The sequence below is a fragment of the Metabacillus sp. B2-18 genome (assembly GCF_021117275.1).
Lineage (GTDB): Bacteria > Bacillota > Bacilli > Bacillales > Bacillaceae > Metabacillus.
Genome location: NZ_CP088245.1, coordinates 4,541,918 through 4,563,358 on the forward strand (window position 1 = coordinate 4,541,918; position 21,441 = coordinate 4,563,358).

At 37.6% G+C, this 21,441-nt stretch carries 15 protein-coding genes and 1 riboswitch; of the genes, 3 read left to right on the forward strand and 12 right to left on the reverse strand.

The window, feature by feature from the left end; translation table 11 throughout:
- Positions 1-8 precede the first annotated feature (8 nt).
- The gene (locus tag LPC09_RS22820) at positions 9-2,360 is read right to left on the reverse strand and encodes a 5'-nucleotidase C-terminal domain-containing protein (protein ID WP_231308457.1); all 2,352 of its coding nucleotides are present in this window, start codon (positions 2,358-2,360) and stop codon (positions 9-11) included.
- Between the two features lie 335 nt (positions 2,361-2,695).
- Between LPC09_RS22820 and LPC09_RS27435 the strand changes: the two genes are divergently transcribed.
- Complete coding sequence (locus LPC09_RS27435) at positions 2,696-4,063, forward strand: L,D-transpeptidase family protein (protein ID WP_269217403.1); 1,368 nt, start codon at positions 2,696-2,698, stop codon at positions 4,061-4,063.
- Between the two features lie 53 nt (positions 4,064-4,116).
- Here the strand turns inward: LPC09_RS27435 and LPC09_RS22835 are convergent, their stop codons facing one another.
- Positions 4,117-4,323: a hypothetical protein gene (locus LPC09_RS22835; RefSeq protein ID WP_231308458.1), complete on the reverse strand. Its 207-nt coding sequence runs from the start codon at positions 4,321-4,323 to the stop codon at positions 4,117-4,119.
- A gap of 340 nt (positions 4,324-4,663) precedes the next feature.
- On the opposite strand from LPC09_RS22835, the gene LPC09_RS22840 reads away from it, so the two are divergent.
- Entirely contained in the window at positions 4,664-5,533 is an 870-nt protein-coding gene (locus tag LPC09_RS22840) for a hypothetical protein (protein ID WP_231308459.1), read from the forward strand.
- Between the two features lie 45 nt (positions 5,534-5,578).
- Here LPC09_RS22840 and LPC09_RS22845 read toward each other — a convergent pair whose 3' ends face one another.
- From LPC09_RS22845 to LPC09_RS22890, 10 genes are all read right to left on the reverse strand, one after another.
- Positions 5,579-6,376 carry a lamin tail domain-containing protein gene (locus LPC09_RS22845; RefSeq protein WP_231308460.1) on the reverse strand — a complete coding sequence of 266 codons (798 nt, stop codon included), beginning with the start codon at positions 6,374-6,376 and terminating at the stop codon, positions 5,579-5,581.
- Positions 6,377-6,537: 161 nt separating this feature from the next.
- Complete coding sequence (locus tag LPC09_RS22850; protein WP_231308461.1) at positions 6,538-8,094, reverse strand: N-acetylmuramoyl-L-alanine amidase; 1,557 nt, start codon at positions 8,092-8,094, stop codon at positions 6,538-6,540.
- 234 nt (positions 8,095-8,328) lie between these two features.
- Positions 8,329-9,264 carry a CAP domain-containing protein gene (locus LPC09_RS22855; RefSeq protein WP_231308462.1) on the reverse strand — a complete coding sequence of 312 codons (936 nt, stop codon included), beginning with the start codon at positions 9,262-9,264 and terminating at the stop codon, positions 8,329-8,331.
- Positions 9,265-9,658: 394 nt separating this feature from the next.
- Positions 9,659-10,960 (reverse strand): beta-N-acetylhexosaminidase, encoded by a 1,302-nt coding sequence (nagZ, locus tag LPC09_RS22860; RefSeq protein WP_231308463.1) that lies wholly within the window; start codon positions 10,958-10,960, stop codon positions 9,659-9,661.
- Complete coding sequence (locus LPC09_RS22865) at positions 10,957-12,864, reverse strand: TcaA NTF2-like domain-containing protein (RefSeq protein ID WP_231308464.1); 1,908 nt, start codon at positions 12,862-12,864, stop codon at positions 10,957-10,959. Before LPC09_RS22865 ends, nagZ begins: the two co-directional genes overlap by 4 nt.
- Before the next feature lie 147 nt (positions 12,865-13,011).
- Positions 13,012-14,490, reverse strand: coding sequence for an Hsp70 family protein (locus LPC09_RS22870; RefSeq protein ID WP_231308465.1), 1,479 nt, complete (start codon positions 14,488-14,490; stop codon positions 13,012-13,014).
- On the reverse strand, positions 14,480-15,565 hold the full coding sequence (gene grpE, locus LPC09_RS22875) for a nucleotide exchange factor GrpE (RefSeq protein ID WP_231308466.1): 1,086 nt from the start codon (positions 15,563-15,565) through the stop codon (positions 14,480-14,482). The genes LPC09_RS22870 and grpE overlap by 11 nt, the downstream gene beginning before the upstream one ends.
- A gap of 12 nt (positions 15,566-15,577) precedes the next feature.
- Complete coding sequence (locus LPC09_RS22880; RefSeq protein WP_231308467.1) at positions 15,578-17,167, reverse strand: Hsp70 family protein; 1,590 nt, start codon at positions 17,165-17,167, stop codon at positions 15,578-15,580.
- A 12-nt stretch (positions 17,168-17,179) separates the two neighbouring features.
- Complete coding sequence (locus tag LPC09_RS22885; protein ID WP_231308468.1) at positions 17,180-18,703, reverse strand: Hsp70 family protein; 1,524 nt, start codon at positions 18,701-18,703, stop codon at positions 17,180-17,182.
- Between the two features lie 200 nt (positions 18,704-18,903).
- Positions 18,904-19,131, reverse strand: a complete 228-nt coding sequence (locus LPC09_RS22890; RefSeq protein ID WP_231308469.1) for a hypothetical protein — start codon at positions 19,129-19,131, stop codon at positions 18,904-18,906.
- A 73-nt stretch (positions 19,132-19,204) separates the two neighbouring features.
- Positions 19,205-19,289: riboswitch (cyclic di-GMP riboswitch) on the reverse strand.
- 272 nt (positions 19,290-19,561) lie between these two features.
- Between LPC09_RS22890 and LPC09_RS22895 the strand changes: the two genes are divergently transcribed.
- A complete protein-coding gene (locus LPC09_RS22895) occupies positions 19,562-21,412 on the forward strand; it encodes an MBL fold metallo-hydrolase (protein ID WP_231308470.1) in 1,851 nt (616 codons plus the stop codon).
- Positions 21,413-21,441 lie beyond the last annotated feature (29 nt).

The following is a 21,441-nucleotide window of genomic DNA, read 5'->3' on the forward strand; positions in this document are numbered from 1 at the left end:
AAACTACATTATTCCGCTACATCCACAATACGACCTTCAATCACTGGTTCAACCGTCACAAGATTCGCCACATAATCTCTTAAGTTCTCCCAATCAGATAAACCTAAGTCTGTTACGCGTCCTGCAGCGTACGCATCAGCGAAGACTGTATAGCCGTCTCCACCTTTTGCTGTGAAGGCATTTGTTGCGATTGCGTATTCTTTTGCTGGGTCAAGTTGAACGAAGTTACCTTCTGTTTCTTCTACTTCAACTGTTACGACACGCTCACCTTTTGGCTTGCTGCTATCATAAGTGAATTTCATGCCTGAAACATGTAAGAATCCACCACTTTCGTTTGGTGCCTGTCCTACGCTGTGTTCAAGGGCAGTTAAGATTTCCGCTCCAGTTAGGTTCATTGTTGCTAGTGTGTTTCCAAATGGTAATACGGTTAACACATCACCTAACGTAATTTCACCTGCATCAATAGAAGCACGAATTCCGCCACTATTTTGCATCGCAATGACTGTATTTGGCTTAAATTGTTTCGCTTTAGCTAGCATACCATCTGTGATCAAGTTACCTAATTCTGTCTCACTGTTACGTACACTTGGTGCTGTTGGATCTTCAGCTGTTGTACGTGGATTTGCTAGTTCTTTTGCTGCTGTTGCACCTGTTGAAGTGTCTCTGATTGTAGCAATTTGATCTGAGTATTTTTTCAGCAATTCTGCTGCTTCTGCATTTTCTACTTTGTCTGCTACTTTAATTAATTGAGCTGCTTCATTTGTGATGATACCTTCATTATTAAATTCAACATCTACAGTACCTAGATATTCACCGTATTGGCTAGCTTGAACAATTAAAGTTGGATCCTTTTCCACACCTGCTTCGTCTTTGTTAACAACAGTTCCAGTGTCTAGCTTCGTATGACTATGACCACCAACGATAATGTCAATACCATCTACCATTTTCGCAAGCTCAAGGTCATTATCATATTCTACATTGTCATCATAGCCGATATGTGTAATCGCAACGATTTTGTTAATACCTTCTGCTTCAAATGCCGCAACTGCTTTTTCCGCTTCAGCAATGTAATCTTCAAAAACAACGCTACCTGGGCTTGAGAGAGTAGCTGTTTCTTCTGTAGTTAAACCGAAGAAACCAACTTTTTCACCGTTAACTTCTTTGATAACACCACTATAAGCTTGACCATTAGCAGGCTCTTCAGTAATTTCATCATGAAATAGGTTCTTCATGTTCTCATCCGCTGAAAAGTCAACGTTCGTGCTAACAAATGGGAACTCGGCACCTTTTACGAAATCAGCTAATGCCTTATGTCCTTCAGGGCTTGAGCCAAGGTCGAATTCATGGTTACCAAACGTCATAAGATCATATTTTACAAGATTCATAAATTCAAGGTCTGCTTGTCCTTTGAATTCATTGAAGTATAGAGTTCCAGAGAAAACATCTCCTGCATTTAGTAAAAGTGCTTCTGGATTTTCCTCTCTTACTTCATTCACAGCTGTTACAAACTTTGCGATGTTTTCGATGTGTGCATGTGTATCATTTGTGTGCATAAGAGATAATTCAAATGGAAGATTTTCTTTGATCTTGTCTTTGCGTTCTTTTGCTTTTTTCGCCATTTCAGGTAGATCCGGGTACTTACCTGGGTGTAGTTTATTTCCTGCTTCTTTAATCTTAACGGCTCTTGTTTCTAAGCGATTGAGCTTTTCGTAAGCAGCCTTCGCTTCATCTATTTTATTGTCTACTAATAATTGATCAATTTGATTTTGTAGGGTATGCATAGAAACTTCGTAAATAACCGTTTCTTTTGCAATTTTTGCATCTACTAAAAATGCGTCGCGGATTACTTGTCGATTTCCTTCACCGTACACCTTACTGAATACTCTTTCCGCTTTGCTCATTTGTAAGGATAATGCATGATACGCGTCAACAAGCTCTGTATTTAATGTATCAGCTTCCACTAGTCCGTTTAACGTCTCTTGTAATGTTTGTAGATCTTGTCCAGTTTTAATTGCATCAATGATTCTAGCTGCTTTTAACAATTTATCTTTGGCTACATTAAGCTGTGCTGTTAGATTCTTCTTTTCTGAACCATCTTTTAGTTGCTGCACCGCTTTTTCAGCTTTTTTAATATCTTCACTTGCTTTTGCATATGCTGTAGAAAAGTCAGTTGAAATCGTAACTTTTTGTTGATTTCTCACATCATAAAACTTCACTAGCTTGTTCGCTGAAACATGTGCCTCTGCGACAGCGCTTTGAACGTTTGATGCTGCCTCCACCTGTGGACCTGCTGCGACAAAAGCTGCTGTGATAATTGCTGAAGTAGCTACTACTTGTGATACTTTTTTTGTTTTTTTCATTTTAAAAAAAGCTCCCCTTTTTCGTTTGTTTATAAAAATACAGCCACAATCAAAAACTGAAGAAGACGTTTTCAGTCATCCCAAAATGAGTATAGTATACAACTTACTAGTTTACTAGACATAAGTCAGATAATATATCTAACTTTTTACTTACTTTTTTGGACTATTTTGGTTTTTTCAGAAAAAATGAGAGGAAAGCAACAAGTAAGAGCATGTCGAAATAAAACCTTTCTATCTACAAAAACACATAGCATTCGCTCCAGTTTTTTACATTTTTTTCATCTAGCAAACTTTATACTAGACAAAAAGAATCTAATAATTAGTGGGTGAGAGTATTGAAGAAAATCGGGATAATTTTACTTTTTGTGATCGGATGTTTTTTAGGATTACAACAACCAGCGCAGGCAGCAGGAAATGACCAATTTATCATTATTAACAAAGCAACTAACAAACTAGCATTTTTTGATAACTGGAAGCTTGTAAAAGTATTTGATGTAGCAACCGGAAGAAAGGACTCATACACTCCTGAGGGCAGATTTCGAATTGTAAATAAAATCAAAAACCGTCCTTATTATACGAAAAACATACCTGGCGGAGATCCGCGTAACCCATTAGGAGACCGCTGGCTTGGATTAGATGCAAGAGGTACATATGGAACAACATATGCCATTCACGGCAACAGTAACGAAAGCTCGATTGGAAGATATGTTAGCTCTGGTTGTGTGAGAATGCACAATAGCGAAGTACGCTGGCTATTTTCGCAAGTTGAGTTATACACAACAGTTGTGATCACAAATTCAAGTTCATCTTTTGAAGAGCTTGCAGTGAAGCATAACTATTTATCTCCAGATGTACTCAATAAAGTGAATGCTCAAAAAGCAGGCAACGCCCTTCTTAATGAATTATCAAATTACCAAGCAGCAATGAATGCTGGCTCTGTTACAAATATGAATAGCCTATATGACCGCTTTACAAAACAATTAAAAGCAACAGAAATCGCAATTGGAAAAGTTAGTGGAAAAAGCAACCGTGATCAGCTTGAAGCAACCTATGTTCGCCCTGCTAAAGTAGCTGTGGAACGAACCATTTATGAAATATCTCAATATCGACTATTAAAGACCGTTGAGGAGCACCTTTCAAAAAATAAATTAACACATGCAGAAAATGAGATCGCAAAGCTAGCCGGCTTAAAACGACGCGCTATTGCCATCAAAAATGCTGGTAATTATGAAGCGCTAAACCCTAAAATTGGCCGATCACTTCAATCTCTTGAAGCAACTGTTCAAGGCACGATTACACAAATATCTCTTACCCACTTTAATCAAGCCATCGGTAGTGCCAACATAGCGAATGTGAATAATCTATACGATTCCTTCACACGCAAAATTAGAACAACAGAGGTAGCCATTGGTCAGGTATACGGAAGCGCCAATCGTAAAGCACTTAATGATCAATACATCACTCCTGCCAAAATCGCAGTGGAAAGAACCATTTATGAAGTATCGATTTATCGCCTATTACTAAAAATTGATGTGTTAATCTCATCTAATAAAATCGATCAAGCCAAGAGCGAGCTTTCAAAACTAGACCGACTCAAGCGCCGTGCGATCGAAATTAAGCAAGCAGGCGGCTATAGAAGCCTACCAGGTCGTATTTCTTCAGACCTAACTAAGCTAGAAGAAAACTTACGAGCAAAACTATAGAAACCATAATAAGGTGACTCATATATCGTGTGTATGAGTCACCTTTTTTATGCCTACCCCTCCTTTTTCCGGTCGTAAAAAGGAATCATCGTATACTTAATAGCAACAGCTAAAAAAATCAAAGCAAAGCACTGAAGATATTCATTCAGCTCAAACATCACTTCTTCTTTAAACATAAATACATCTAAAAGGATCGCAGAAAGAAGTAAAGCACCTGAAATACTGCTAAGGTAAAACAAAAATCTTGAGAAGATTCGCATGTTTTTTCATTCCTTTTCTCTAAGTTAGAGGTTTTTTTCATACAGAATATCCTTTCACCAGTTGATCTATACTGATCTCCTTATTGAGAGTAAGAATTCTATACATGCAAAAAAATTGGATAAGTTGCAAAAATGCACATTGAAATTGCAAACTATCCAGAAGTTGCAAAGGAAAAACTAAAATCGCAAAGAAACTAGGAATAGTTGCAATAACCTGCTTCCCGCCTCTTTCTACTCAGAAAATTTGGTAGGCACCATTGACTAATTCCGACAAAATTAGCCGAATTCTCCAGTTATAATAAATGAGTTGTAACAATTTCATGATCCGGGAGGAAAGCACGTGAAAAATTTCTTTAGTAAATTAGTTATTCTTGTGATTGCTCTAACCATTGGGGTAACAACACAAGCATCCGCTGCAACTAGTGTCGCTTACAAAGATGCTGACAAAAGTGGAAAAGTTTTAACAGAACTACGTTTATCGTTTGAAGACTCGATTGATGCTGGAAACTTAGAACTTATTGACTTATCTTATGATGACTACTCAGCAGCGATCAAAAAGACAGAACGAGCAATTGGCAAGGTTTCAGGTAAAACAAACCGCCGTGCCTTACTAGAAAAGTATGTAACACCAGCCAAAATTGCTAGAGAAAGAGTGATTTATGAAGTATCACAGCTGCGATTACTACATATTATCCTTGGCCTACAAAGCTCCAACCAATTTACAGAAGCTGAAGCAGCTTTCCAAAAGCTTGAGCGCCTTAAAAAACGTGCAGTAGAAATTAAAGAAGCAGGCGGATATGAACAGCTTCCTGAAGAAGTAGCCTTAACATTAGATTACTACGAAGAAACAGTAGTAGAAATTTTTGAATCATATAAAAATGGCGATCAATTAAAGCTATTAATTAACCTTTTATCTACTTACGGGTATTTAAACTCCAGCAGCCCAAACGAGTATTTTATTCTTGGAGCTAATCCAGAAGTGGAAAATGGTTTCTGGTTAGGCTATCAATCACCAACTTACGGTGACGATGTTTTCATGGCAACACTAAAAAGCTTTGACGGAACAAAAGCAACCTTTGAATATGACCTTTCTTGGGACGATAGCGATGAAATAAGAACAGGCGAAATCTTCTTTGAAAATGGTGTGATTACTTTACACTATCTTGATTTTGAAGGAAATGATGTGGCTGTGGAGTTTACGCTATATTAATAGAAGTAGAAGAAACCTGTTCCAGTAGCGGAACAGGTTTCTATTTTATCTATATTCGCTAACAAGTTCACCGTCAGCATTATATAACAATGCAGCATCTCCATTATTATTCCACATATAGCTTGTTGTCCATAGTTGTTCATAAGCGCCATCATAAGCATCTGGACCTGATAGGACAGCTATGTAGTAGCCAGCTTCCATTGTTGAGCCTTCTGGAAAATCATAGCGTTGATTGCCTTCTTCACTGATTAAGTACCAGCCTGAAATATCAACTGTTTCGTTTGTATCATTCATAACAGTAACAGACTCCCACTCAAGGTCAACATCTGAAATATAAATGCCTCGTGGTGTAATAATGCCTGCTAAATAGTCTTCTGTATATCTTAAGTCAAAATCAACAGCTTCTGGAAGAGCTTCATATCCACCAGCCTTCTTAATTTCTACAGCACGTTTCTTTAATCTCTCCAACTTTTCAAGGTTTGCTTTAGCTTTCTCTACATTATCTTCGTAAACTTGATTTTCAATAATCAAGAGTAATCTATACTGAGAAACTTCATAAATAACACGCTCTCTTGCAATTTTGGCTGGTTTAACATATGTATTATTTAAATAGTCACGATTTGATTTACCTGACACTTTTCCAATTGAAAGCTCAGTCTTTTTAATCTCATTTGATAGTGCATCATATTGACTATCAATTGCCCTAATTTCACCTGAAGCTATTGTTTCCTCAAAAGTTGCTAGCCTTTCTAATAATCTTTCACCATTGCTTTTTGCTTGATTCGCTGCCGTATTTGCATATGTCGTGCTTACAGTACATGTGATAAGCACAACGGTCAGCATAAAAATAAACTTCTTTAACCTAATATCCTCCTTAAATCCTATTACATTTTTACCTTATTATCCTAACATAAAAATGAATTTTTAGCATATTTTAGTAGATTTAAGAGTGATAAGTACAGAAAAAAGAAGAGCACAACCTTTTGCACCCTTCTCCATATGGTCTACTTATAATAATCCAAAACTCCCAATAAGATTGCTTCCGCTGCATTATCACGGAATTGGCTCGTTTTTAGTCTAGCTGCTTCAGCTTCGTTCGAAATAAAACCAAGCTCAGCCAGTACGCTAGGCATAGTCGTATACTTAATCACATAGAAACCAGCATCTTTTACTCCGCGATTTCTAGTACCTAGCTTTTCTATTAATCTAGTTTGAATTTTTTCTGCTAACTTTTTACTCGCAGCACTTTCATAATTTCCGTTCCAATATGTTTCTGTTCCATTAGCCGATTCACTAGTGGCAGCATTAATGTGCAAACTGATGAAGATATCAGTTTTCGCATTATTTGCAACCTTTGCCCGATCTTGTAGTTCCAAGAACGTATCATCTTTTCTTGTCATGACGACCTTTGCACCCTCAGCTTCAAGCAACTTCTGTACCTTTAAGCCAACATCCAGCACAATATCCTTTTCTTTAAGGCCAAAGCCTACAGCACCGGAATCCTTACCACCATGACCAGGGTCAATGCCAATTACTTTACCCGATAACAACGCGTCTCCTGTTTCTTGAGAAGAACCGATAACAAGGTAATTTTTATGCACATAACAAACGGTACCATTCACCTTAATTTGTGCCCAATCACCAACAAACTTATATACTGTTACACTGTCTCCATTATAAAGCTTCCCGACAACATCTGAATCTAATGACGGCTCTGAACGAACATTTAACGCACTAGCTGTGACTACTGCTTCAACTGGAGATGAACCTGAGTTTCCACCAGCTGCATAATCTTTCTTCAGCTTTTGTTCAGTTTGAAGTAAAGATTGTGTAATAGAGGTTGGTACGTTTGCATAATTACCAGCTTTTTTAATTTCTACTGCTCTATTTTTCAACCTTTGTAAAACAGCAAAATTGCTATTTGCTTGTGTTAAACTTCCTTGAGTAATGTACGTATTGATTTTGTTTAATAATCGAAATTGAGAAACTTCGTAAATAACGCGTTCCTTAGCAACTTTTGCAGGTGTTATGTAATAATCAAGAAGAATACGGCGAGATGTTGATCCGTACACTTTACCAATTGTTGCTTCCACCTTTTTTAACTGTGTGGAATACTTATCATATTGACTATTAATCTCACTGATTTGTCCTTTATTAATAGCGGACTCAAACTGTTGCATATACTTACGAAGTGTATCACCGTTTGTTACACTATCAATTAAATAAGCAGCACGAAGACGATATACATTAGCTGCATTTAATCTTTTTTGTAAGTCGCTTTTTCTAGAATCACTTAAGTTATAAATAGCTGTTTGCGCCTCATTTATAGAAGCTTTTGACTCGTCATAAACAGACATAAACGAGGAGGAAATATTAATTTGCTTTGACGAACTAAGATTATAATACGATTTTAAGGCTTCTGCATCTTCTTCCGCTTCACTGACTAATTTCTCTACCGATGTGTATGAAGTTGCCGCCGATACATTTGATGGAGAAATGTACCCAACTACACATAACAAGACTGTAAGAAACATAGCCGTGAAAATATGTCGGTTCTTCAAGCTTTCAAACTCCTTTCAATCTGTGATTAGAATAATATACCAATGTGTTTATTTTACTAGAAAAGTGGATAACTTTATATGAAAATTGTAGAAAAGTGTTGGATTTTTGGTAGGTATTTTGAACGATTTTTAACAAATTGTCCTTCCCAAACAAAAAAACAGGCCGATCTTGTTAGATCGACCCGGGACGCGGGGACAGGTTCTTTGTCCCAAATGGGACAAGGAACCTGTCCCTTAGTTTGCAATATGCAGTATTGTTACATGGTCATGATCAACGCCAACACCAGAGTAACTAATGTCATTTTGGAGTAAAATCTCTCTGTTTTGTGAGCTGTTTAGTAATTCTGAAACAGTTTTACGTGCAGATCCCCAATTTTTGGCGATATTCACACCGTAGCTTCCACCGCCTGATGTTAAGCCGTAGCGTTCTAATAGGTCTTCAATTGAGCCATATTTTGAAGAATAAAGAGAAAAGTAATTACTTGCATACATATCGTTTGATTTCTTTCTTGCTACTGCGCTTAGCTTTTTATGTATTGTTAATGGTTTAATTCCATTTTCGTGGCGTTCCATATTAACTAGCAATAGCACATCAAGCTCGTAATTGTTAATCGTAAAGCTTACAGCTGGATCTGGAATGGCAAACGTATTATTTTTTAAAGGAACTTCGATACTTTCCAATTGTTTATTGATTGATCCTGGTACAGCTGCATAGTTACCAGCTTTCTTAATCTCCACCGCTCTTCTTTTTAAGCGATCAAGCTTCTGTAAATCACTATTTACTACGCTTACCTTGTTTGCGATTGCGTTCTTTCCAATTGCCTTAAGTAATCTAAATTGAGACACTTCATAAATAACACGCTCTCTTGCAACCTTTGCAGGTCTTACATATTTTGCTTGTAAAGATTTACGTGTACTAGATCCTGAAACTCTTCCAATTGCTCTTTCCGTTTTCTTGATTTGATTAGATAGTGCATCGTACTGTGCATCAATATCATAGATTTCGCCACTGTTAATTTTTTTATTAAAATCATTTAACAAATAAAGAAGGTACTCCCCTGCATTAACAGCAGTTCCCTTTGATGATGCCTCAGCCTTACCTGGAGTGTAAAGAGTTAGAATTAGAACTACACTTAAAACCAAACTAAATGCGATTTTCGAAAATCTCATTCACTTATCCTCCTATTTTTTACATTTATACCTGACCTATCCAATTATCCTATTATTGTCATATATGTGTCTAGAAAAATTACAACCTGTAAATCTTAAATCCCAGTAATATCAAGGGTCTAGCGCATAAAACACAACTTTTTTATCAGATAAAAAAGGGGTTAAAAGGCCTAAAGGACTAAAATGTATTTTTTTCAGATAAAAAAGTACTGTTCTAAGCTCGACAAAATTCGCGGGAGATTTGGGCCGGTTCACGTCCCATGCTCATGGGACAGTGAACCTGTCCCCTTGCCCCAAAGCAAAAAACCTTACTCATTTGAGTAAGGTTTTTTGAACAAACATTTAATTAAGTCACTTCGTTTCATTCGACAAACTCCAAGAAGAGGCACTAACTTTACTGCCGACTAAGCTTATGCGTCAAAATCTTCCTCACAGCATCGTCAATTCTTTCTTCAGATATTTCCTTCGATTCTACTGCTTTTAAAATTCCGTTGAATACGGCTTTTTGGTTTTCTAGTGTGTGGCAGACGAGTAGGAGGTCTGCTCCGGCTGCGATGGCTTGTGCTCCTAAATCTTCATAAGTGAAGTATTTGTTAACAGCTCCCATTTCTAGGTCATCTGTGACAACTAGACCTTTAAAGCCAAGCTGTTTCTTTAATAAATCTGTCATGATCACTTTTGAAATACTGGCAGGGTTTTCTTTGTCATAAGCCGGGTACTTGATATGGGTTACCATGACAAAGAATTGATCATTATCCACATCTTTAATCATTTGCTTGAAAGGATAGATATCACTGTTTTCAAGGTCAAGCTTGTCCGCTTCAACAGACGATGTTTCAACGTGTGGATCAACATCACTTCGACCGTTACCTGGAAAATGTTTGAGCGTTGTAGTGATACCTGAATCCATCATACCTGCAACAACCTGACGACCAAGACTATCGACTTTTTTAGGATCCTTACCGAATGAACGGCTGTCTGTTGCTGATAAATCTAAAACGGGTGCAAAGTTAACGGTAAAGCCCATTGATAACAGCTCTTTACCTGTTCTTTGTGCAGTTGTATAAACTTCCTTTGGATCATTTTTTTGACCAAGTTCCTGCTGCGAAGGAATCGGTGACACTTGATCACGCATTCGGACAATTTGGCCACCTTCTTGGTCAATACTAAGAATAAGAGGAAGTCCATTTGCATCTTTTGAAAGTTGCTGTAAATCTCCATTTAATGACGCCACTTGTTCTTGATTTTCCATGTTGCGGTCAAAAAGAATCACACCACCAACATGGTATTCTTTAATCATTTTTGTAATATGATCGTCAATCGATGTGCTGTTAAAGCCAACCACCATCATTTGTCCGATTTTCTCTTGAAGTGTCATTTCAGACAAGATGGCATCAACTTTTTGCTCAATGCTGTTTTCCGAACTCAACGTTTGAGCAACTTTTTCCTTTGATTCCTGACCCTTCTCGTCAGTCACCGGTTCTTCTTTAGGTTCTGTTTTTACCTCATTACTGCTGTCTTCCGTTTTCTCATTTGAGACCTTAGGCTGTTCTACTGCTTCACTTTTTGGTCCAGCACTCGAGTTTGTTTGGTCTAAAATGGCGAACACAAGAAACCCTGTACAAATAGCAATTAGTGTAGATATTGCTACAACTAGCTGAAGCTTGTAAAGCTTTCTTTTTCTACTTCGTCTCATTGCGCCTCCACCCATGAACCTACTTTACTTAGTTCTGGATCATCCAAAGTCCAACGGCCACTTTCTTTCACAAGATTCCAATAACCTGACCATTGTTGAACTAAAGTTGTTCCATCTGAATTATCATCATAAGAAGTCATCTCAATATATGCCCTTCCTTTGTTATCTTCTATTTGCTGTACTTCAATATACGTAAGCTCATCATACATATTTGCTTGAAGTCCTTTTACCCAGCCTTTTTGAGTTACTTTACTTTTCCGTTTTGAAGAAAATAGATTATAAGCTGTATCAAAATCATCACTACTAATACTACCATAATGTAGACGTACAGCACTTTCAATCGCACCACTATCATCTAAAGATTCTACAGGGTATGAGTCTGTTCCTGCAAGGTAAGCAGATGTATCCTCTGAATAGAACGTATCTTCATAATAAGAATCTTCTTCATACGAATAGTCAGTTGCTTCTCGAACCGTTTCAGAATATGTTTCTTCCGTATATAATAGTTTATTAACGGCTAAGCTATTGTCTGCTAATACTTTAATAATATAAGAGCTATTAAATCCTTTTTCATTCACAGAGCCATCTTGATAATAAATATAATACTGTTCATATGTTGAAACTTTGTAGGTAGATGCATCAACTTTAGTAAAGTCATCAACCTGAAAACTTATGATTTCCTCCGTAATTCCTTTACTTTCTAGATAATCGATATATTCTCTTTGTGTGTTATAGGTGTCCCCACTAGGATCAATTAGGTTTTCCACAACGGCAAAGTTTCGGTCATTTACAGCTTGAATCGAGGCAGCTGAATATTGATTCATAAAGCCTACAACTTGTTCTTGTGTGAAGGATGGGACAGGTTTTTCCTGCTGAACTGGTTCAGCTGGCTCCGTTTCTTCGGGCGCTACTTCAGCAGCATTTGTCTCCTCTTCTGCCACTTCATTTGCTACTTCTGTTTGAGCTGGTTCAACTGATGTATTCGTATCATCAGAATCAACAACTAACCCGATAACAAATAACAATGCTAGCACTGATACGACGCCAATTCCGAGCTTCTTCAGCGTCGAAACAAATTTATTTTTCGGTTTAACGTATCTCGTTTTCTCCTGCTCATTTTGTTCTGAACGGTTAGGTTGTTCTTGTTGCTCCTCAGTAACCGGCTTTTGTGGCTCAACCTGTTCTACTTTTGGTTGTTCCTTCTTTTCTTCAACATCAGTAGGTGTTGATACTTCTTTTGTTGGCTTTGGCTTCTCTTTCTCAACTAATCCACCTGTTGGTTTTTCAGGTTTTCTCTCTGCTTCTTTCGCATTAGCCAACATCGACTCAAGCTCATCAACGGACGTTGGGTTATCAATTGTTAGCTTTTCAAGATCACCTTCATCAATATTGGAGTAGCTTTGGATAAGTGATGAAAGCTGTTTAATATCAGATGATTGACGGTGCTCTTTAGCACTTTCTAATGCTTTATACTCTCCTGCTCCGTATAGAATCACTTTTCCATCGTTAGTCATCCAAATGTTTTCAGGAATAATGGCTCCATGAACAAATTTTTTGCTATGCAAATGACGAACAGCCGCTATTAGTTGGTGTGTAGCATCAAGACCTAGCTGACCTAGATCTGATAAAGGTTTACCTTCCTCGTAATCAACCAATGCATACACTTGAGAATCGTTTAGCATTGAGATTGTTGAAACACGGGGCAAGTTTTTATAATTTGTAATATTCAGCTGATAGTCCTCATAGATTTCGTACCATTTACTTTGAGTGAGTCCGTCTTTGTTATTAGAATAATCAGCAAGACGAAGGATTGAGAGTTGATTGTTTTGCTTTACTACATAGACTGTTAAGCCGTTATTCGTTGAAAACAGCTTCTTTATGATGTCAAAACCTTCTATTTTCACTGCACCCATCCTTTCATTTTTTATTGTAGTAAAACACATGAATGAACCACGGGATTTTGTTTTTAAAAACATTTACCCCGTGGTAGTTATCAGAATTTCTTACCTGTAATGCTTATAGGATTAGCGCTTATCCTATTACAAAGCTATTTATGTTAATTTCACATTTTCGACTTTACGGATGTTGCTTTCCTTTTGAACAATTGTCACCGAAACAGATTGCTGTTGGTTAATTCTAAAGGTAATATCGATGTCCAGTTCACCTGCAGGACATTTTTTTAGTCCCGCTACATGAATCCGACCAATTCGCTTGTTGTTTTTGATAAACTTGGAGGAGCCTTGATATAAATCAATATCAAGTTCTTCACAATTATCTGTGTTCGTTGTAAATACCCGGGTTGCTTCACATGGAGTACGACGGTTACTTGGAATTAACACACTGAACCTGCCATCACTTAACCCAACACCTAATGCATGAGCTGTTGCGGTTTTAATTTCGATTTCCTTTGACCAGCCAATTCGCTCATCTAAAAACGCTGCATAAACACTAGCTCCTTGTGCAACACATAGATCTGGGTCAATATTTCCGTACGTTTTGGCATTGCCAATTTTTTGCGAAAGAAGCTCATCAATCTTCGGAATTCTGCTTGATCCTCCGACTTTAACAACTCTGTCTATATCCTTTTTAGAAAGTGACGCCTTTTCAATGACACTATCAATGATCATGTCCATTTTTGCAAAATAGCTTTCAATGCTGTCCTCAAATTCAGAACGCTCGATCTCAAGCTCAATATGCTGACTTGGAAGAATGTTCGGCTTAATAATGTCAGCAAAATCTTCATACGATAAAATTTCCTTTGTTTCCTTTGCTGCTTCCATTAATAAAGCAGTGGCTTTTATTTCATCTTCTTTAGAAACTCCTGAGAAATTCAATTGAGATTTTTCTTTTATTAACTCAGCCAACGCTTTGTCAAAATCAAGTCCACCAAGACGATCATCTCCACCAGTAGCAAGCACTTCAAACGTAAGTTTCTCCTTACTATTTGTTAATCGGAAGATGGTTAAGTCAAAGGTTCCTCCACCTAAGTCAAACACCATGATAATCTCATCGTTTAATGCTTCTTCTTCATGAATACCATAGGCAAGAGCTGCGGCCACAGGTTCTTGAATAATTCCGAGTACATTCAATCCAGCTAAAGAGGCAGCTTCAGATGTATTTGTACATTGCAGGGCTGTAAAATAGTAAGGAACTGTTACTACGACACCCGTTGGATCAAATCCAGGTGTTGTTTTTTCCGCATATTCATAAATATCTCGTAATATCATTGATGAGATTTCAATCGGCGTGTACTCTTTATCTCCCAGGCGAATACTTTGCGCTCCATCATCCATCATTCGTTTTACACCGATAATCGCGTTTTCAGGATCAATGAAAGCACGCTTCAACGCTTGGTTACCAACTAACGGCTTTTCTTGGCGTTCATCAAAGTAAACAACAGAGGGCAGTGTATAATCTCCACCCTTTGTTTGATATACCTTAGGTCCTTTCTCCGTCCACCTTGCAATTGCGGAATAGGTTGTTCCTAAGTCAATTCCGAGTGCCGGCTTCTTTTCGTTATCAAACCTCATCTTCATTCCCTCTTTGCTCAACAACTTGTTTATTTTTCACAACAATCACCTGTGCAGGTCGAATATCAAATTCTTCTTTTATAAAAGTTAAACCATATCTCACAACTTCTTTGATTTGCTCATCTTGAAATGCAGGATCTTCCACAACCCCAATAGGCTCATGCTTTAATTCATTAAATGACTCACCGATTTCCGGGCTGAAATACTCAATTGAAAACATATCAAAAAGTCGTTTAATTTCATTCATTAGGATTTGATAGATTTCAAGCCATTTTTCAACTTTTTCACAATCTGCGCTATTCTCTGAGCTTAGTTGCTCCAGAAGTTCTTTTCCGTATTTATCTCCACTGAAAAGACCATCCAACACAGGTGCAACACCTTTTTCGATGAATGTTAGGAAACGTTTTTGTGCTGCTTGATTATGCTCATCGAGTTGATCTAACACATGTTGATTGTTCTCAATCGCCTCTTTTAAGAGTTCGATTTTTGCTTGAATACTCTGGTCTTGTTGTTGAACAGTTACTTGTTCTTGTAATTCAATCTGCTGGTCCTCATTCGTGATTGTGTTTGCTTCTTCAGCTTCAGCAGCTTCTTCAAGAACCTCTTCATCATGTGAAGGAGCAATCTCTGCCCCTTCTTCGGTCGGGTCTTCGTTCGCTGTTACAATATCACTTTCCTGTGCTATTGTTTCCGTGACAGCCTCTTCGGGTTCTACACTAGCTTCTTGCTGTTCTGAAAACATCAGCTTCTCTCTCATGACTTCATCATTAATAAACTCATCTATTTCCGTTTCAAGTGGCTTTTCAGGATTCAGCCTACGTAAAAGGCGGCTTGCACTTTTCACAGACAAACGGATTCCGTCTCTGCGATTTTCAAGCTTTGCTTTAACGTCCTCTGAAAAGTCATCGTCTACAGCTGATTCTTCATATTTTTGTTCGAAAAAGGACATAAGTTTCGTTACTTCTGTTTCAAGCCCTTGGAATTGATTTTTCCATTTGTCTAAGGAGTTTGCCTTTTCTTGATAATCAGTCTGGGTTTTTCCAAAACTCTTCAATGTATCTTTAAATTCTGACATTATCTAAAACTCCTAATCTCTTTTTATCGTAATTTCACTTGCGATACTGTCTTCACCATCTAATCGTGCCGAAACAATCACTTCATTTTGCTGGTTTACTGTGAAATTAACATAAATGCGGTGCTTTCCTTTTGGTGCTGGCGGAATACCTGTTAAGAAAAATTCACCAATACAAATGCATTTTTCGTCACCAACACTTTCAACAAGCTCTGGTGTTTGGAAAACTGTAATACGCATTTCTGTCATATTATCTTCAGGAGTGCTATAAACTTTTTCACTTGAAACAGTCGGCTGCTCGTTTGTTAGCTCAACACCTTTTTCAATGATTGCGTTAAAGCGTCCACCACGAATTTCAATACCAAGATGATGTGTAACAATGTTATTCATTTCAATCTCAGTATCTAGTTGATCTTCTTTTTCAGCCTCATTTGTTTCTTCCAATTTGTCAGTTGGAACTCCAAGGCTTGCACCAAATACAGCGGCACCCTGCGCCACAACTGTATCAGGGTCGATATTTGAGTATGGCTCTTTATTTAAGATTTCTTTAATTTTTGTACTAACTAATGGAATACGTGAAGATCCGCCAACTAAAATAACACGGGAAATATCGTTCGTTGTTAGCTTTGCATTTTCAAGTGCTTTTTTCATCGTATCCATTGTTTGATTGATTAATGGCTCAATTGCTGCATCAAAATCATCACGAGTTAACTCATATTCAACATTGTGAATGTTTCCGAACTCATCTTTAATTAAGTTAGAAATTTCAATCGCTGCAAAGTCTACTTCAGATAATTCCTTTTTCGCTTGCTCACAAGCTTCTTGTAACTGCTGCTGAGCCGCTAATAAATCTGTTGCTGACACACCTTGGTCTGCAACAAGGTCGAATATATCAATCTTGCTTTTTTCTTTAAAATCATCATTTACTAGCTTCATGATGGCTTGATCAATGTCGTAGCCACCAAGCTGAGGATCTCCCTCTTTTGCTAGAATTGTAAATTTAGCTGGAGAATCTTCGGAAACACTATCAACCTTTAGAATTGAGACGTCAAACGTACCTCCACCAAGGTCATACACCATGATTGTTTGATTACGTCCCACTTCCATTCCGTATGCAATCGCAGCTGCAACAGGCTCTTCTAGCAAGTACGTAACATTTAAACCAGCTAATTCAGCTGCTTCTCTTGTTGCACGCTTTTTGTTATCATCAAAGTTTGCTGGAACACAGATGACAGAATAAACAGGTGTTCCTTTTAAATCGATTTCTTCTTGGTTAATGACATATTCACGAAGCTTTGATAAAATTTCAGCCGAAATATCTTCTGGACGATATACCTCTCCGAAAAATTCACGGCTCCATTCTGTTCCCATTTCACGTTTAATAAAGGAAACTGTGTTTTCTGGGTCAATTAAGATACGGCTTTTCGCTGTTTCTCCGACTTGGATATTATCCTCCGAACGAAAGCTAACAACAGATGGAAGTGTTAGTTCTTTCCCTAATTTGATCATATGTGGCTTACCTTTTCGGTAAATAGATACAGCCGAGTTTGATGTACCAAGGTCAATACCTAGAATATATGGACTGTTTTTTTCTGTAATTGCCAATTTTGACTCCCCCTATTTATTAGTGTTTATAACAACTTTTACTGGTCTTAGATCACCGCTATGAAGCATTGACTCAATTAATGGAATATCTAAATTCCCATCTTCTTGATATGAACGGAAAATTAATGATTCTCTTCCAACCTCAGCACTAGAGAAGGTTAAGATTCCACTTTGATCTATTTCAAACAAAGCGACAGCAATTACTTCTTGTGCTTGAGGTTTGTGTATTTTTAAAGTTAACTCTCCAATTTTTGATTCATCAGTCGGAATTCTTGATTCCGTTCGATACACTTGTAACCGAAGTTCTTTTTGATAAGGTTGAATTGTAAAGCAGATTTCAGCACCTGTACAAGGCAACTTTGTATTTTTGTTAATTAAGTGAAAGACTTTAAACTCATTAGTTTCCATTTCAATTAACCCAATACCAATCGAGTGTGAGGTAACCTCTTCTACTTCAATTGGAACTGGTGTCGAATCTAAATCAGGGGCAGAAAGATTAGCTGCCATAATCGCAGCGCCTTGTGCAACAATCTCATCAATATTATCTGCAATGTACGGTTGTTTGATCTGTTTAGCCACTACCTCCTGAACGGCTCTCATTCTTGTCGAGCCACCAACGAGAATCACTCGGCTAATATCATTTTTGGTTAGCCCTGCTGCCTTAAGTACTTCTTGAATTTTATCAATTGTACGATCCAATAAAGACTGAGTGAGTTGGTTGAATGTGTGAATATCCACTTCTTCATCTAAATGAGTGCCAAAAATATCAGGAATTGTAATATCAGCAAAATCGCTTTCTGATAATTCCTTTTTCAATTCCTCAACAGCCTCTTTTAATTGCTGAATTGCAGTAGATCCGTTGTTGCTATTTTTTACACTTCCTGATACATTTAGCTTCTTCATTAAGTACTCTGTGATCGCCTCATCGAAGTCATCGCCACCGAGCATGCTGTCACCATCAACTGCCACAACGCGGAAGTTGTTGTTTTCAACTTTAAGAATAGAAACGTCAAATGTTCCACCACCAAGGTCATACACCATAATTGTTTGGTTGCGTTCTTTATCCAGGCCATAAGCAATAGCCGCTGCAGTTGGTTCAGACAGCAGTCGTAGAACATTTAGTCCTGCCATTTCTCCTGCTTTTCTTGTTGCTTCACGTTGCTCATCAGTGAAATAAGCTGGGATTGTAATAACGGCATCCTTAACCTCTTCCCCTATGTACTTACTTGCTTCAACTCTAATTTTTTCAAGGATGTTTTTCGCTACATCAACTGGTGTTACGGTTCTATTGTGAACGTGATACACTTTGTCTCTGTTTCCTATGAATCTTTTGGAAGAAGCAATACTGTTTAGAGGATCAATATAAAGTCGTGCCTTTGCCGCATTTCCAACAAGAATTTGGCCATTGTCTTTATATGAAATAACAGATGGCATTGTTTTACGTCCATCTACTGGAATGGTTTCTACTTTTCCTCTCCGATAAACTGCTACTGCTGAGTTACTTGTGCCTAAATCAATTCCAATCGCTGTACCCATGCTATTGCTCCTTTATTTTGAAGTTATGAAATAAACCTATAAATATAGGGAATCTACTAGATTAATTAAATTTGAATTTTTCTAACCTATACTGCTTATATTAGGTCTAACTACTTATTATTATCGGTTTATTTTTTTGATATTTAAGTAAGTTATGGGAATTATATGGTTTTTTTAAAAAGTAAAGTCTATAAAAACAACTAGCTTTTTACTGCCTTTAGTACAATAAATAGTATCACTCCAGGAATCATCCCCCACGGAAATGTCATAATAATCCCAAGAAGAACAAGCCCGATAATTAACAGTTTTCCAAATGTATTAAAAATACCTGAGAAAAGAGCAAATCCTATTTTGAAAATTCCGTTAATGATTTTTATTGCTGGCCAAATTGTCAATAAAATAGCAAGAACAATAATAATGATATGCATAGTTTATCCCCTCATTTTTATATAAAAAAGAAAAACACTATGGTTCAAATTTGCCATAGTGTTTCCTAACGCTCATGGCAGCTTGACGATCATAGCACTAATGCCTTAGACTCATAGCTTTGCGTCCTCACCTTTCAGTAAGTTTGCCTTTTTCTTATTATTTACTAGTTATAAAGTTATAAATACCGATATTGACTCTAGTTATATTATACCAAAATCTCTACACCCTTAAAAAGAACTTTGTGACTTTTTCGACTTTTTCTGCACTGCCATAGGGACAGGTTCACTGTCCCATTATTCTTTTTCCAAAGGTGGACAAATAACGGGCCACAGAACCAGGCCCTTTGTCTCATTTCCAATAATCCCCCCTGGAAATCCCATTTCTTTTCCTTTACCATAGACCATGGATATCAAATAAGGGGGTATTCTTTTGACACTAAAGAGAAAACTAGTAAACACACTACTACTAGGTACAACATTATTATTAGCTCCAGTTGTAACGAATGCATCTCCAGGAGGTTTGGATTCTAACGGTGGTCATACTTGTCGTACAAACTGTTCACAGCACGGCTTAGAAACCGGTGAATATCACTATCACAGAAATGGTGAGATTGTTAAGGTCCCTACTCCAACTACAAACACACCTACAACAAATATGAGCAATGTAGCTTACCAAGATGCTGTAAATCAAGGTAAGATCCTCAATTCCAAATTATCAGCTTATCATCAGGCAATTAACAGCGGAGATATCGCGAAAATAAATGGACTATATGATGCTTTTACGAAGCAATTAAAATTAGTAGAATCAAAGATTGGGAAGGTATCTGGTTCATCTAATCGCTCAAGCTTAAATGAGCAGTATATAAGACCTTCAAAAATTGCGATTGAAAGAACAATTTATGAAGTTTCTCAGTACCGTTTGTTAAGTGTTATTAGTGCAAATGTTGGAAATGGGAACATTGGGCAAGCTATTTCTAATACAGAAATGCTTGAGCGTTTAAAGGATCGAGCTGATGAAATTAAAGATGCTGGTGGATATCAACAGCTCCCAAGTGGAGTGAATAAATCATTACGTGCTACTGAGGCTAACCACCAAGGAAATCTTCTTACTCACTTGCTTGCAACATATAATGTGGCAATAAATAGTGGCGATATATATGAGGTTGACTTCCTATATGATCAATTTACAAAGCAGTTACGCATAACAGAATTAAAGATTGGACAAGTTTCAGGTCCAAATAATCGTTCAGCATTGAATGAAAAATATATTACACCAGCCAAAGTTGCAGTTGAACGCACGATCTACGAGGTTTCACAGCTTCGTTTAATGTACGTGATCGTTGACTTAATTGAGAGCGGTCAAACTAGTGAAATTGATTCTAAGTTTAAAGTGTTAGATCGTTTGAAAAATAGAGCAGATGAAATAAAGGATACAGGTGGCTACAAAGCACTTCCTTCTATTATTAAAACAGATCTTGAAAGCTTAGAAGGAGACCTTAGAAATCCTCAAGACTTTTCAGGTGTAGGACTTTTTGAAGCTCATTTCATTGATGTTGGACAAGGTGACAGTACGTTATTAGTTACTCCTAACGGTAAAACGGTTTTAATTGATGGTGGTAAGGAATCTGAAGCAGATCAATTGGTTCAACACCTTACGGACTTAGGAATCCAAACGATTGACTTAATGGTTGCCACTCACCCTGACGCAGACCATATTGGCGGACTGGTGCCTGTCTTAGAACAATTTGAAGTAAAAAAAGTGGTTGATTCAGGTAAATCACATACAACTCAAACATATATGGATTACCTGGCACTTATTGATCAGAAGAATATTCCGTTTGAAATTGCAAAAGAGGGTTCATTTTTGAACGTAGATTCTGCAGTTACAATTGAGGTTTTAAACGCATTAGAAGAAAGCAGTGATACAAACGATTCATCAGTTGTGTTGAAGGTATCATATGATGAATCTGACTTCTTATTAACTGGTGACGCGGATGCTGAGATCGAAGCAGAAATGATGGCAGAAGGCTACAACCTTGACTCAGAAGTGTTAAAGGTTGGCCACCACGGTTCTGACACATCAACATCTCAAGCATTCCTAGAAGCAGTTGATCCAATTATAGCCGCTGTCTCAGTGGGAGATAATAGCTACGGACACCCTGCCCCATCTGTTATGGACCGTCTAACAAGCTATGGAGTAGAACTCTACACAACACTCCAAAGCGGCGACATCATCATGACATCAGACGGACAGGAAATCACAGTTTACACAGAACGTTAACAAGGGGACAGGTTCCTTGTCCCACTCTA